The organism is Megasphaera vaginalis (ex Srinivasan et al. 2021) (assembly GCF_000478965.1).
Classification (GTDB): domain Bacteria; phylum Bacillota; class Negativicutes; order Veillonellales; family Megasphaeraceae; genus Megasphaera; species Megasphaera vaginalis.
Window position 1 is genome coordinate 1 of record NZ_AWXA01000007.1, and the last position, 14,212, is coordinate 14,212.

Annotated in this window: 11 protein-coding genes and 1 other annotated feature; of the genes, 10 read left to right on the forward strand and 1 reads right to left on the reverse strand. The window is 50.0% G+C overall.

The window, feature by feature from the left end:
* Positions 1–81: 81 nt before the first annotated feature.
* From HMPREF1250_RS01170 to HMPREF1250_RS01190, 5 genes are all read left to right on the forward strand, one after another.
* Positions 82–885 (forward strand): electron transfer flavoprotein subunit beta/FixA family protein, encoded by an 804-nt coding sequence (locus HMPREF1250_RS01170; RefSeq protein WP_023052844.1) that lies wholly within the window; start codon positions 82–84, stop codon positions 883–885.
* A gap of 20 nt (positions 886–905) precedes the next feature.
* Positions 906–1,913 carry an electron transfer flavoprotein subunit alpha/FixB family protein gene (locus HMPREF1250_RS01175; protein ID WP_023052781.1) on the forward strand — a complete coding sequence of 336 codons (1,008 nt, stop codon included), beginning with the start codon at positions 906–908 and terminating at the stop codon, positions 1,911–1,913.
* Positions 1,914–2,050: 137 nt separating this feature from the next.
* Positions 2,051–2,265 (forward strand) — a binding site (T-box leader).
* Between the two features lie 34 nt (positions 2,266–2,299).
* Positions 2,300–4,207, forward strand: coding sequence for a threonine--tRNA ligase (thrS, locus tag HMPREF1250_RS01180; protein WP_023052858.1), 1,908 nt, complete (start codon positions 2,300–2,302; stop codon positions 4,205–4,207).
* A 121-nt stretch (positions 4,208–4,328) separates the two neighbouring features.
* Positions 4,329–5,201 (forward strand): ribosome biogenesis GTPase YlqF, encoded by an 873-nt coding sequence (gene ylqF / locus HMPREF1250_RS01185; RefSeq protein WP_036242279.1) that lies wholly within the window; start codon positions 4,329–4,331, stop codon positions 5,199–5,201.
* Positions 5,198–5,977: a ribonuclease HII gene (locus HMPREF1250_RS01190; RefSeq protein ID WP_023052860.1), complete on the forward strand. Its 780-nt coding sequence runs from the start codon at positions 5,198–5,200 to the stop codon at positions 5,975–5,977. The genes ylqF and HMPREF1250_RS01190 overlap by 4 nt, the downstream gene beginning before the upstream one ends.
* 43 nt (positions 5,978–6,020) lie before the next feature.
* On the opposite strand, the gene HMPREF1250_RS01195 is transcribed toward HMPREF1250_RS01190, so the two are convergent.
* Positions 6,021–6,974 (reverse strand): magnesium transporter CorA family protein, encoded by a 954-nt coding sequence (locus HMPREF1250_RS01195; protein ID WP_023052774.1) that lies wholly within the window; start codon positions 6,972–6,974, stop codon positions 6,021–6,023.
* 233 nt (positions 6,975–7,207) lie between these two features.
* Between HMPREF1250_RS01195 and HMPREF1250_RS01200 the strand changes: the two genes are divergently transcribed.
* The 5 genes from HMPREF1250_RS01200 (at position 7,208) to ygiD (ending at position 13,990) form a co-directional block, all read left to right on the forward strand.
* Entirely contained in the window at positions 7,208–7,897 is a 690-nt protein-coding gene (locus tag HMPREF1250_RS01200; RefSeq protein ID WP_023052802.1) for a DUF554 domain-containing protein, read from the forward strand.
* A 15-nt stretch (positions 7,898–7,912) separates the two neighbouring features.
* Complete coding sequence (gene smc / locus HMPREF1250_RS01205; RefSeq protein ID WP_023052842.1) at positions 7,913–11,467, forward strand: chromosome segregation protein SMC; 3,555 nt, start codon at positions 7,913–7,915, stop codon at positions 11,465–11,467.
* A gap of 2 nt (positions 11,468–11,469) precedes the next feature.
* On the forward strand, positions 11,470–12,414 hold the full coding sequence (gene ftsY / locus HMPREF1250_RS01210; RefSeq protein WP_023052928.1) for a signal recognition particle-docking protein FtsY: 945 nt from the start codon (positions 11,470–11,472) through the stop codon (positions 12,412–12,414).
* A gap of 209 nt (positions 12,415–12,623) precedes the next feature.
* Positions 12,624–12,959 (forward strand): YciI family protein, encoded by a 336-nt coding sequence (locus tag HMPREF1250_RS01215; RefSeq protein ID WP_023052823.1) that lies wholly within the window; start codon positions 12,624–12,626, stop codon positions 12,957–12,959.
* Positions 12,960–13,204: 245 nt separating this feature from the next.
* On the forward strand, positions 13,205–13,990 hold the full coding sequence (ygiD, locus tag HMPREF1250_RS01220; RefSeq protein WP_023052845.1) for a 4,5-DOPA dioxygenase extradiol: 786 nt from the start codon (positions 13,205–13,207) through the stop codon (positions 13,988–13,990).
* Positions 13,991–14,212: the final 222 nt, after the last annotated feature.

The window sequence follows — 14,212 nt, forward strand, 5'->3', positions numbered from 1 at the left end:
TAAAATTGTTTAGGATACAGGTCCGGCCTTATGACCGGACCTGTTGAATAAAATAAAAATTTTTTAGGAGGCAAATGTAATATGGAAATATTGGTATGTGTCAAACAGGTTCCGGACACGGCAGAAGTAAAGATTGATCCCGTAAAACATACGGTCATTCGCGCCGGCGTTCCTAACATTTTCAACCCCTTTGACCAGAATGCTCTGGAAGCAGCTCTGCAGTTAAAGGATAACCAGGGAGCAACGGTAACATTGCTTTCGATGGGGCCACCCCAGGCTGTCGAAGTATTGCGCGAAGGCTTGGCAATGGGTGCTGACGATGCTTATCTCCTCACAGACAGAAAGGTCGGCGGTTCCGATACGTTGGCTACAGGCTATTGCTTGGCACAGGCTGTTAAGAAAGTTGCTGAAATTAAAGGTATCGAACAGTTTGATATCATTCTTTGCGGCAAGCAGGCCATTGACGGCGATACGGCTCAGGTCGGTCCGCAGGTTGCTACTGAATTGGGCATTCCGCAGATTACCTATGCTGCTCATATTGACGTTGACGGCACCAAAGTTACGGTTAAACAACAGAACGAAGAAGGCTACATCGTAACGGAAGCTAACTTCCCTGTTTTGATCACTGCAGTTAAGGAATTGAATGAACCTCGTTTCCCGACCATTCGCGGCACAATGAAAGCAAAACGTCGTGAAATCCCGACGCTTTCTGCAGAAGATATTAAAGTTGATGAATCGCTCATCGGCTTGTCCGGGTCTCCGACAAAGGTTCGCAAAATTTTCACTCCGCCTCAGAGAACACAGGGTCTCATCATCAAGGAAGAAGATCCGAGTGTAGCTGTAGCAACGTTGATGGAAAAATTGACTGCACAAAAGATCATATAATCTAAGGAGGATAAGTGAAGATGGATGTAGCAGAATACAAAGGCGTATATGTAATCGCTGAACAATTTGAAGGCAAATTACGTAACGTAGCTTTCGAACTGTTGGGTCAGGGCAAAATACTGGCTGACACCATTGGTGACGAAGTTGGCGCTGTACTGATTGGCCATAACGTAAAACCCTTGGCACAGGAACTTATTGCCAGCGGTGCAAAAAAAGTGTATGTGTATGATGATCCTAAATTCGAAAACTACAACACGACGGCTTATACAAAAGCTTTAACGGATTTCTTTGAAAAAGTTAAACCGAATGTATATCTCGTTGGTGCTACGAATATTGGTCGTGATCTCGGCCCCCGCGTTGCCAATGAACTGAAAACGGGTTTAACTGCCGACTGCACGAGCCTGGCTGTTGATGAAGACGGCAAAACTATCGTCTGGACCCGTCCGGCACTGGGCGGTAACATCATGGCTGAAATCATTTGCCGTGACAATCGTCCGCAAATGGGGACAGTTCGTCCGAACGTATTCAAGAAACCGGAACCGGATGCCAATGCAACGGGTGAAGTTATCGATATGTCCGTAGAATTGACGGATGCTGATTTCTTGACGAAATTCATTGAACTCATTAAATTAGGCGGCGGCGGTATTAAAATTGAAGAAGCCGATATCATCGTTTCCGGTGGCCGCGGCATGAACGGTTCCGAACCGTTTACGGGTATGCTGAAAGAATTGGCTGACGCTCTTGGCGGTGCTGTCGGTGCTTCCCGTGCCGCTGTTGACGCCGGTTGGATTGACGCCCTTCATCAGGTCGGACAGACGGGTAAAACTGTCGGCCCGAAGATCTATGTTGCCTGCGGTATTTCCGGTGCCATTCAGCATTTAGCCGGTATGAGCGGCTCCGATTGCGTCATTGCAATCAATAAAGATGAAGATGCTCCGATTTTCAAAGTTTGCGATTATGGTATTGTCGGCGACGCTTTCCAGATCGTTCCGATGATTACGGAAGCTATTAAAAAGATTAAAGGTTAAGCAGCATTGTACGACTGAGAAGACTGTCTGAATCGACAGTCTTCTTTTTATACGCAGCAGAATGCAGGCAAACTTTATTTGGCGTACTTGACATATGTATCGTGCAGACGTATAATTTATGCAAACATATAAATAGGTAATCAGTAAAGATGAGGACAAGGCAAGATGCCGATTTCTCTACAGAGAAGGATATGTATGCTGAAAGTATCCTGTGAAATGTCTCTTGTCACCACCTCGGAGCTCACAAACTGAAAACAGTATGTTTGTGCGGTCGCTACGTTACAGCGCTCAAGATACCGGATACTTTCGGTAAATAGGGTGGAACCGCGTGAATAAGACTCTCGTCCCTTTGGGATGAGGTCTTTTTTATTTAAGGAGGTATAATCATGGCAGAAATAATTTTAAAAGACGGCAGTAACAAAGAATTTGCCGATGGGATTTCTCTGTATGATGCTGTTCAACAATTGAGCAACAGCTTGGCGAAAAAAGTGTTGGTCGCAAAGGTAGACGGAGTGGTGACGGATTTACGCCGCACGATTGTTAATGGATCTCAAGTAGAGTTTTGCACTTTTGACAGCCAAGAAGGAAAAGATACGCTTCGTCATTCGGCGGCTCACATTATGGCGCAGGCTATTAAACGCCTTTACAGTGACGTAAAGCTCGCGATTGGTCCTGCTATTCAAAACGGTTTTTATTACGATCTGGATACGGAGCACCGTTTCGCGCAAGATGATTTTGCCGATATTGAAGCGGAAATGAATAAAATCGTTAAAGAAAATTTGCCGATAACAGCAGAAACGCTTTCCCGAGATGAAGCGATCAAACTTTTCACTGATTTGCATGAAGACTATAAAGTGGAATTGATTAACGATCTGCCCGCCGATGTTGCGATTTCCATTTACCGGCAGGGCGAATACGTTGATCTTTGCGCCGGTCCCCATGTAGAACGGACGGGGCAGGTAAAAGCCTTTAAATTGCAATCTGTTGCCGGGGCCTATTGGCGCGGCGATGAAAAGAATAAAATGTTGCAGCGAATTTACGGAACGGCTTTTGAAAACCAAGATCAACTGGAAGAATATTTGACGATGCTCGCAGAGGCGGAAAAGCGGGATCATCGCAAAATCGGGAAGGAAATGGATCTGTTCAGTTTTCATGAAGAAGGGCCCGGGTTCCCGTTCTTCCACAATAAAGGGATGGTTCTTCGTAACACGCTTTTGAAATTCTGGAATGAATTGCATGAAGAATTCGGCTATGAACAAATCAGCACGCCGATCATCTTGAATCGGAAATTGTGGGAGCAGTCAGGACATTGGGATCATTATCGCGATAATATGTATTTTACGACGATTGATGATGAACCGTACGCGATCAAGCCGATGAACTGTCCCGGAGGCATCTTGATTTATAAGAGTAATGTTCACAGCTACCGTGATCTGCCGATCCGTTCGGCTGAACTGGGCTTGGTACATCGTCATGAACTTCACGGCGCTTTGCACGGTCTCTTCCGTGTCCGCAGCTTCACGCAAGATGACGCGCATATTTTTATGCTTCCCAGTCAGATTAAACAGGAAATAGGCAGTGTCCTTGATCTTTTTGACAGAGCGTATAAGGCGTTCGGCTTGGATTATCATGTAGAGCTGTCAACTCGTCCGGAAGATTCCATGGGCAGTGATGAAATTTGGGAACTCGCAACGCAGACCTTACGCGAAGCTATTGAAGAAAAAGGCGTTCCTTATCAGATCAATGAGGGAGATGGCGCCTTCTACGGGCCGAAGCTGGATTTCCATGTCAAGGACTCTATCGGCCGTACCTGGCAGTGCGGCACGATTCAACTCGATATGCTGATGCCGGAACGGTTTGACATGACCTATATCGGTGAAGACGGGCAGAAGCATCGTCCCGTCATGATCCACCGGACCTGTTTCGGCAGCATTGAACGATTCATCGGTATTTTGATCGAAAACTATGCCGGTGCGTTTCCCGTATGGCTGGCCCCGGTACAGATCAAACTTTTGCCGATTTCGGAACGTCATCTGAGTTATGCCAAACGCTTGCAGGGGCAGCTCAAAAAACTCGGCGTTCGTGCGGAAGTTGATGAAAGCAATGAAAAGATCGGTTATAAGATTCGAAAGGCGCAGATGGAAAAGGTTCCCTATATGGGCATTATCGGTGACAAGGAAATGGAAGATAACACTATTTCCATACGCGACCGTGTCAAAGGGGACTTAGGCGCTAAGGAAATAGACGATTTCATCGAACATGTGTGCGAATTGTCGGAAACCCGCAAGGGATAAGATAAAAGATCTATGCCATTTATGTGGCATAGATCTTTTTTTGCCGGCCGTCTTTACTTGCCGTTACGATTCATCTACAATAAATATGATAAATCAAAAGAACGGAGCGTTTTTAGTTATTATGTTGATAAATTGGTATCCCGGCCACATGGCCAAAGCAAAGCGATTGATTGAAGAAAATATAAAGGTTATTGATGTTATTGTCGAACTGGTCGACGCCCGTATTCCCTATAGCAGCGCGAATCCGATGATCGGGCGGCTGATCGGTCAGAAACCGTCTGTGCTTGTACTGAATAAGGCTGATTTGGCGGATCCGCAAAAGGTGAAAGCGTGGACAGCATACTATGCTCAAGGGGGAAGGCCTGTCATCGCGCTGAACAGTAAGGACGACAAAGATGTTAAGGGTTTGCTGCACCTGATCCGTCAGTTAGCGGCTCCAAAGCTGGCGCACTGGAAGGCGAGAGGGCTGAAAACGCGCTCGGTACGAACCATGATTTTAGGGATTCCCAATGTAGGCAAGTCGACGCTGATCAATCGCCTTGCCGGAAGGCGTTCGGCAAAGACTGCCGACAAGCCCGGAGAAACGAAAGGAAAGCAGTGGGTGAGCCTTGCGGAAAAGTTGGAGTTGTTGGATACTCCCGGCGTATTGTGGCCGAAGCTGGAAAATCAGGTGAGCGCTTATCGCTTAGCGGCTACGGGAGCAATTTCCGATACGGTTTTTGATATGGAAGACGTAGTTCGGCAGTTGATTACAGAACTGACGGCGCGATATCCGGAAGCGTTGCGGAATCGATTTAAGCTTGACGCACTGCCGGTGACGGCGGCGCAAACAATTGAGGCGATCGGCAGAAAGCGGGGATGCATTGTCGGCGGCGGTACGGTAGACTTGGAAAAAACGTATAAGCTGATTTTGAAAGATTACCGGGAAGGGCGTATCGGTTTAATTTCATTGGATTTTCCGGAAGATTTTGCCGAAGGCGGTGAAGTGCGATGAACAGCGGAGATTTTACGGTAGCGGAATTGCAGAAACTGCTCCTGTCACCCGATGCGGACAAGACAGCGATATTGACGGCCATGCGAGGTGATGCGAGGCGGTCGGTTCGGAATCTGGCAACATCTTTTTTCAAACGCATGCAGCGGCAGGCAGAGGAACTGAAGCGATTGGAAGAGATGTATCGGTTGGAGAAGGCGTATTATGACCGGGGGATCTTTCATGTTGCCGGTGTTGATGAAGCCGGTCGCGGCCCAATTGCCGGCCCGGTCATGATTGCTGCCGTCATTTTGCCGCCGCTGTGGGTTTGTCCCGGGCTGAATGACAGCAAAAAGGTATCACCGAAAAAGAGGGACCGTCTCTATGACGAAATTATGACACACGCCGTCGCCGTTTCCTGTATCGCGAAGACGGAGAAGGAAATTGACGAGCTTGATATTTACCATGCGACACAGGCGGGCATGTACGAAGCGGTCAATACGCTGTCGACGGCTGCAGAGGCTGTTCTTTGCGATGCCATGCCCTTGCCGCAGCTATCCGTGCCGCATCGATCCATTATCGGCGGTGACGCTCTCAGCGCTTCCATTGCGGCCGCTTCAATCATCGCCAAGGTGACGCGTGACCGGCTGATGCAGGAATACGACCGCGCATATCCGGCATACGGCTTTGCCGTGCATAAAGGGTATTTGACGCAGCGCCATCGCGACGCCGTGCTTGCTTTCGGCCCTTGTCCGATTCATCGACGCAGCTTTGAGCCGATCAAAAGCATGATTAAATAAAGAAAGCCCTGCTGCATCTGCTTGCAGCAGGGTTGTATTCGTCTTAAAACAGATTTTTCATCCATAACATGGCGAAAGCGCAGATGGAACCGAGCAGGGAAATGCCGATAACGTAATAAAATCCGAATTCGTTGGAAGAAAAAGGGACGCTGACATTCATGCCCCAGAGGCTGAAAACGATTGTCGGCACAGCCAGAATAATCGTAATGGAGGCCAAAAACTTCATGACCATATTCAGGTTGTTGGAAATAATGGAAGCAAACGTATCGGACATGCTGATAAGGACGTTGGAATACATTTCGACCATTTCAATCGCCTGTTTGTTTTCAATGATGACATCTTCCAACAAATTTTCATCTTCTTCATACATTTTCAGAAGATGGTGCAACGCCGTATTGCGCCGCAGCCGCATGAGCCGTTCCATTACGATGCCGTTGCCGCGGAGTGCCGAAGTGAAGAAGGTCAAGGATTTCTGCAACTCCAGCAGCATGAAGAATTCTTTGTTTCGCATGGAGTGACGCAGCACGCTCTCGATGTCATCTGTGCGATGGTTGATTTGCTGCAGATATTTTAAGAATAAGGTTGCCGTCCGGTAAAGTATTTGAAAGAGAAAGCGCGTTTTTTTGAACGTGTAAAAGAAGGGGTACTTGTTTTCCGTAAAAGAATGGAGAACATCGGTTTCCTGAATGCAGAGGGTTACGATAAAGTCCGGCGTAATGAAGATGCCGAGAGGCAACGTATCGTAGCTGTCCGTTTCCAAGATGATCGGAATGTTGATGACGACGAAGATATAATTATCTTCCAGTTCAACGTGTGAACGTTCTTCCGTATCGAGAGGTGTTTTTAAAACATCCGTCGGGATTTCCGTAATCATCGAAACCAATTGCAAATCATCGGAATCAGGATTGACGACATTGATCCAGGAGCCTTTTTCAGCGACCGCCAAAGAAATGTTTTCTTCCAGGTGACCGTTATTATGTTTGTATACGTCAATCATGGCGTCGCCTCCTTTTTCGATTATTCCGAAAATTCTAAATTTAATATAATCATATTCAGTGATGTAAGTCAAGGGGAGACGGAGTATTTCCCTCGTTTTTACACGGTGCGGGCGTACTGCCGCCCGGCAGTTGCATTGCAGCGGAATACTGGAGAGGAAAGGCTTTTTTTGTTATAATAAGAACGCATATATTTATTAGGTCCACACCATGCGGATAAGAGGAGGAACAGGTTTTGCTGGCAATTTTTATTAACGGTCTCAGTACGGCGGCCGGGGCGTTACTGGGAATTTTTTTAGGGAAATGGTTTGAGGAAAAATGGGAAAAAGCATTATTTTCCGCCATTGCTCTGGTCAACATCGGTATCGGCATACAAGGAGCCATCAAAACGGAGAATTGGCTGCTGGTACTGGTCAGCATGAGTCTCGGCGCCTTGATTGGTACGATCGTTTCGCTGGAAGATAAGATGCAGCATGTCGGCGAGGTGTTGAAAGAAAAATTGCATGCCGGCAATGATGCCAGATTCGTTGACGGCTTCGTTACTTTATCCGTTTTACAAATTGTCGGCGCCAGGGCGATCTTGGGGCCGATACAGGCGGCGCTGGTTAACGATCCGTCGCTCCTGTATTTAAAATTGGTGCTGGATTTTGTGTCGGCCTTCCTTTTTGCTTCCGTTTACGGTGTCGGTATTTTACCGGTCGGGCTTGTCGTTATCGTTTATGAGCTGCTGTTTTATTTTTTTGCATCCGTTTTGTCACCGTTGATGACTCCCGATGTGGTACGGGAATTAAATGCCGTAGGCAATTTGCTTATTTTGGCGATCGGCTTGAATTTACTCGGTATTGTTAAGCTGAAAGTCGCCGATTATCTGCCGGCTGCTTTCATTCCCGTCATTTATTTCACTGTATTGGCATGGCTGTCGTAGAAAGAGGAGTGGACGTTGCAATTATTACGAATGGAACTGCGGGGATTTAAGTCCTTCGCCGATAAAACGGTATTGACTTTTGATAAAGGCATTACGGCCATTGTCGGGCCTAACGGCAGCGGCAAAAGCAATATTTCCGATGCCGTACGTTGGGTTATGGGAGAACAGAATATTCGGCAGCTGCGAGGTCAAAAATCGGAAGATATCATTTTTTCGGGAACGGAAAAGCGCAAACCGCACGGTGTTGCCGAAGTATCCCTTTATTTTGACAACAGCGATCATGCGCTGGATATTGATTTTACGGAAGTCGCCGTTACAAGACGTTATTTTCGCTCCGGAGACAGTGAATTTTATATCAATAAGCGGCCGTGCAGACTGAAGGATATTCATCATCTTTTTGCCGATACCGGAATCGGACAGGATTCAATGGCGGTTATCGGGCAGAATCGCGTGGATCGTATCTTGAACAGCAAGCCTGAAGAACGGCGGATTATTTTTGAAGAAGTAGCCGGCATCAGTCGCTTTAAGGGGCGTAAAGAAGAAGGGCTGCGCAAGATAAGTGAAACAGAGCGTAATTTGGAACGTATTCACGATATGATGACGATTCTTGAAGAGCGGCTGGAACCGATGCGGCAAGCGTCCGACAAGCTGCAGCGTTTTCGTCATCTTGACGGTGAAAGGCAGGCTTATGAAGGGACGCTGGTTCTACAGGAACTGCGTAACTACGAGCGTCTCCTGAGTAAGGCTGAAAATAATCGCAATATGGCACTTCAGGAACGGGAAGCGGCGGCGAAGGGCGTAGCCTGCAGCGAAGGAGAACGGCAGCGGCTGATGGCCGCCATGGAGAGCGAAAGCGTGGCGATGCGCCGTCTTGATGAAGCTGCCGCAGCCGCTCGGAATGAGTGGGAAAGTTTGAAGAGCCGGGCCGAAGCCTTTGAACAACGACGGCAATCTCTGACGGAAAATGCAAAAGACCTGGCTGCAGAAGGTGTCGTCGCGACAGAAAAAAGAAAGAAAGCTGAGGTACGGCAGCAGGAGCTTGCCGGAGAATTGGAAAGCAAGAAAAAGGCGCTTACCGCCGCCAGGCAGGGACAGCATTTGGCTGCGTCGCTGCTGGGGGAGGCCGAGAGGGGCGCCCGGCAGGTCGCCGCCGATTTGGATAAGGCCGTTGCCGCCGCTGCGTCACGACAGCAAAAGCTGTTCATGATTCAGCGTGATATAGCCGATTTGCAACGGCGTTTGGAAGAAAACGCGGCGACCGTCGGGCAGCTTAAAGCCGACCGGCAGGAGCAGGAAGCGTTGTTGCAGCAGGCCCGTCAGGGACATACAGCTGCCGCGTCCGCGCTGATCGAAAGTGAAAAGCTCGCCGTACGTTGCCGCGAGACCATGGCCGAGGCCGCAACGGTACGGCAACAAGCAGTTGCTGCCGTTGAAGACGCAATCCGCAAAGAACGGCAACGGCATAATGAGGCGGAACGATTGCAGCAGCGCATTCGTGTTTTAGCCGGAATGGAAGAAGCCCATGAAGGAGCGGGGCAGGCCGCGCAGGCGGTCTTGGCGGCTAACCAGCCGTGGCGCAATCATGTATGCGGCATTGTCGGGGAGCTCTGCGCGATACCGGCGGCGTATGCCGTCGCCGTCGATGTCGCTCTTGGCGGGGCGGCGCGCCATGTTATCGTCGAACATGAAGAAGCCGCCCGTGCGGCGATCCGGTATTTGAAACAGCAGCACGGCGGCAGGACGACGTTTTTGCCGCTCAATACGGTCAAGTCGAGGAAGCGGACGGCCGAAGAGACTGCCGCCGCCGAAGAAAAGGGAATCGCCGGTTTTGCCGATGCATTAATCTGGTATGATGGTAAATATGCCGGTGTTTTTTCTTCTCTTTTGGGAAAGACGTTGATTGCCGATTCGGCGGATACCGGCTCGGCCGTCGCCCGGAAATACGGGTACAGATTGAGGATCGTCTGCCTTGATGGCACGCAGTTCCATGTCGGTGGATCGCTGACCGGCGGCAGCAATCAGAAGCGGGAGGGGTCGCTGATCGGCAGGCGGGTTCTTCTGCACGAACTGCGCAGTCAGTATGACCGTTGTGAGGAGGAACTGCTTCAATTGCGTCATAAGGCCGCCGTTTGTCAGCGGGAAGAGACGGCTGCGTCGGCTGCTGTCGCGGCGCAGGAAAAAACGCTTCGTCAGCGTGAACAAGATTTGCAGCAGGTTCGCTGGCAGGCTGAGACGACACGGCGAGAGGCGGACAGGTTGTCGGTCTCCTTGCAGGAAGCAATTCGGAAGCTGGAGGCACTGACAGAACTTCGTTCCGATATTCAAGCCGAACTGGTCGCAGCCAATGAAACGTTGACGCGCTGGCAGAACGAACCGGAAGAAGGAAACGAGGCGTTGCGTCAAATGCATGCGGCCGCCTTGGCCGAAGCGGAACGTTGTCGGGAAACGGTGACAGAACGTCAAGTAGCAGTTGCGGCATTGCAGGAACAAGTCCGCCATGCGGAGATACAACTGGCTCAGAATGGAGACTGGCTGCAACAGCTGATGGAGGAAACCGAAGGAAACGTCAAAAGACGGCAAGATCTTGCCGCTAAAGAAGAGGAACTGACGCGGCTTTATGGCGAAGTTCAGGCCCATCTGCAGAAGAAGGAAGAGGAGCTGATGCAGAAGGAACGGGATAAGGACGCATTTTACCGATCGAAAGAAGATAATTTCCGCAAGAACAAGGAATTGGAAGAAGCGCTGCAGCAGCTGCGGGATGCATTGGAACACTGGGATCACCGCATTAACGGGCAGAATATACTGATAGAAAAGTACGGCGGAGAAATACGTCGCAGTGAAGAGCGTCTGGCGCTGCAAGGATTATCCCGGGCAGAGGCGATGGAAAAACGACGTGAAGGATCTTTGCAAGAACTTCAGCGGACACTGCGCGATTTGCAGCAATCAATTGCTGCCTTGGGGCAGATCAATCCGAATGCAGACAGAGAATATGAAAGTGCCGCTGAAAAGCATGCCTTTTATCAGCGACAATGCGACGATTTGCTGGAAGCGCGCCGCAAACTGACAGCCGTGGTGGCCGAGATCGACAAGGCAATGGCTGAACAGTTCAGCGCTGCTTTCAAGGAAATTAGCTGTCATTTCCAGAATGTCTTCAGCCGTCTTTTCGGCGGCGGTGAAGCAAAGATACTGTTAACGGACAGTCATCAAGTGTTAACGGCGGGAATTGAATTTATGATTCAGCCGCCGGGGAAGAAACAGCAGCCGCTGACGCTGCTTTCCGGCGGCGAACGGGCGTTGACCGTCATTGCGTTGCTGCTGGCTTTTTTGGCTTATCATCCGGCGCCGTTCTGTCTGGTCGATGAAGTAGATGCCGCTTTGGATGAGGCGAATGTCGAACGCATGGCGCGGTATTTGAAAAATTACAGCGGCAATACGCAGTTTATCGTCATTACTCACAGACGGCAGACGATGGAAGCGGCGAATACATTGCAGGGCGTGACGATGGAAGAAAAAGGGATATCCCGCCTTCTGACGGTTGAAGTGGATACGTTACTGGAGAAAGGAAGATGATCATGGGATTTTTTTCTAAATTGCGGCAAGGGCTGGAAAAAACGAAGCATTCATTAATCAGCAATATCGAAACGGTCGTTCGCGGCTATGCCAAAATAGACGAGGAAATGTACGATGATTTGGAAGCCGTCATGCTTACCGGTGATATCGGCGTAGAAACGACGGAATATTTACTCGGAAAAATACGCGAAGGCGTCAGGAGCAAGGAGATCAGGGACGGTAAAGATGTCGTGCCCTATTTGGAAAAGGCCATCGTCGCCTTGTTGGCGGAAAATGAAGCGCCCCTTCCCGACACGACGGGAACGACGAATGTTATTTTCATCGTCGGAGTCAACGGCGTCGGCAAAACGACGACGATCGGCAAGTTGGCGTCCTACTACATGCAGCAAGGAAAATCCGTCATGGTTGCTGCCGGCGATACCTTTCGCGCCGCCGCTTCGGAGCAGTTGACAATCTGGGCGCAGCGTGCCGGCGTGCCGATCATCAAGCACCAGGAGGGAGCCGATGCGGCTGCCGTCGTTTTCGATGCGACCGCTTCGGCCAAGGCCAGGAAGATCGACGTCCTGCTCGTCGATACGGCAGGGCGGCTGCATACCAAGTCGAATTTGATGGAAGAATTGCGAAAAATGGCGCGCGTTGCCAGTAAGAACATTGACGGTGCGCCCCAGGAAACGCTGTTGGTACTTGATGCGACGACGGGGCAGAACGCGGTCAGCCAAGCGAAGCTTTTCGGTGACGTCGTTCCGTTGACCGGCGTCGTCTTGACGAAGCTTGACGGTACGGCCAAAGGCGGCGTGATTTTGTCGGTAAAGCGGGAATTGGGCGTACCTGTCCGCTGGATCGGTGTCGGCGAGGGTGTTGATGATCTCCGTCCCTTTGATCCCGTGCAATTTGCCGACGCCTTATTTGATAAAAATATAGCGGAACGAGAGGCTGCCGGCGATTAATCTTCCGCTCCGCAGGCCGAAGCCGAACCGGCTCACGGATATACAGGCGATCTCTCCGTCATGAGAGATCGTTTTTTATATAGTTTTCAAGTGCAGCTAAAACGGGATCACCAAAAAGCGGGGAAGTGATTGACTATTGTTGCCGGGAGCCGTAAAATTTTACTCAGGACGACGCCGAATGAAGTATCCGTATAAGAGGACAAATTCGCATGATGAACAAGTATGTGGAGCCGTTGGAGGAAAGGGGAGATGATCCAGTGTATATTGCAGATCTGAACTATGTCAAACCGTTGGCAGAGGTGGAAAGATATTTACCGGAACATCGGGCTTTTTTGGAAAAATATTACCGTGCAGGCAAGTTTATTTGCTCCGGGAGGAAGAACCCGAGAACAGGCGGCATAATTCTGTTTAATGCCATTGATGAAAAGGAAATGGAGGCGATCATTTTAGAAGATCCGTTTCATGTGCACGGCATTGCAGCATATACGGTTACCGAATTTTATCCGACTAATTGTGCGAAGGATTTTGAACGCTTTACGGTATAGGCAAAGGAGCCGGCGGCGGAGAACGCAAAAGGCAGCGACGGAACGGTGTAATCAGGAAAGCGCGGGACAGTTATCGGGTTCGTTACCGGCTGCGGGCCGATAAGGCCTCCTTTTGGGCAGCAGCGGGTAAAACGGCGCGCGTGTCCGCCCTTTTTGGTGTTTGCCTGTCGTAGCAGCGTCGACCATGGAGACTGAAGGACAGCCCTACGTTTTGACCGGCAGAATGATGAATAGAGGGGGAATAGATGATGGTGAATAAAGACATGATGCCCGTTGTTTTTTTCGGTCACGGGTCACCGCTGAATGCGATTGATGAGAACAGTAAAGCCAGGGCGACGTGGGGGAAAATGAGCCGGATCCTTGAAAAACCGCGATGCATTGTCGCTATATCGGCGCACTGGTATACGCAGGGCCTTTATGTGCGGACAGCCGACAACAATCCGAAGATCGATGATATGTACGGCTTTCCGGAAGCCTTGTACCGGCTGCGTTATGCGGCGCCGGCCTGTCCGGAAGAAGCGGCAAAAGTGCTGCGCCTTTTGGAACCGGCCGGCCGCGCCGGCAATGATTGGGGTCTTGATCACGGCGTATGGTCCGTTCTGGCCAATGTTTATCCGCAAGCTGACGTACCCGTCGTCATGGTCAGCGTCGACGGTTCGGCCGACAGTTCCGCTCAATTTGAAGTGGGCAGAAGGTTGGCGCCGCTGCGTCGGGAAGGGGTGCTGATTATGGGCAGCGGTAATGTCGTGCATAACCTGATGATGACGGATTGGGATATGACAGGAGGGTATACGTGGGCGGAGACTTTTAACGATCAGATCAAACAGGCCGTTTTGCAACACGATTACACTGCCGTTATCAATTACAAAAAGCTGGATCAGCAACACTTGGCCGTACCGACTCCGGATCATTTTAATCCCCTTCTGACTGTTCTGGGAGCCCTGGACGGCAATGAAAACGTGACGGTGTTCAACGATTATTGTGAGCTCGGATCAATGGCGATGACTTCGTATCTGTTCGGCGTCATATAAATAGAAAAGCTTTTCGGCAGCGATTTGACAAGGCGCTTTTTGGAAAATACGGCTATCATCGGTCTTCTGTTTGATCAAGCAAACGGAAAAGCCGCGGATATTCATGCCGGTTATCCTATAGACTTCGGTTCACTGGCTTCCCGGTTTTCATGAATCGGTTTGCCGGAGGCGCCGCGACATTGCAACCGGCAGATGCCGATGCCGCCCATGTCGGCGGGAAAG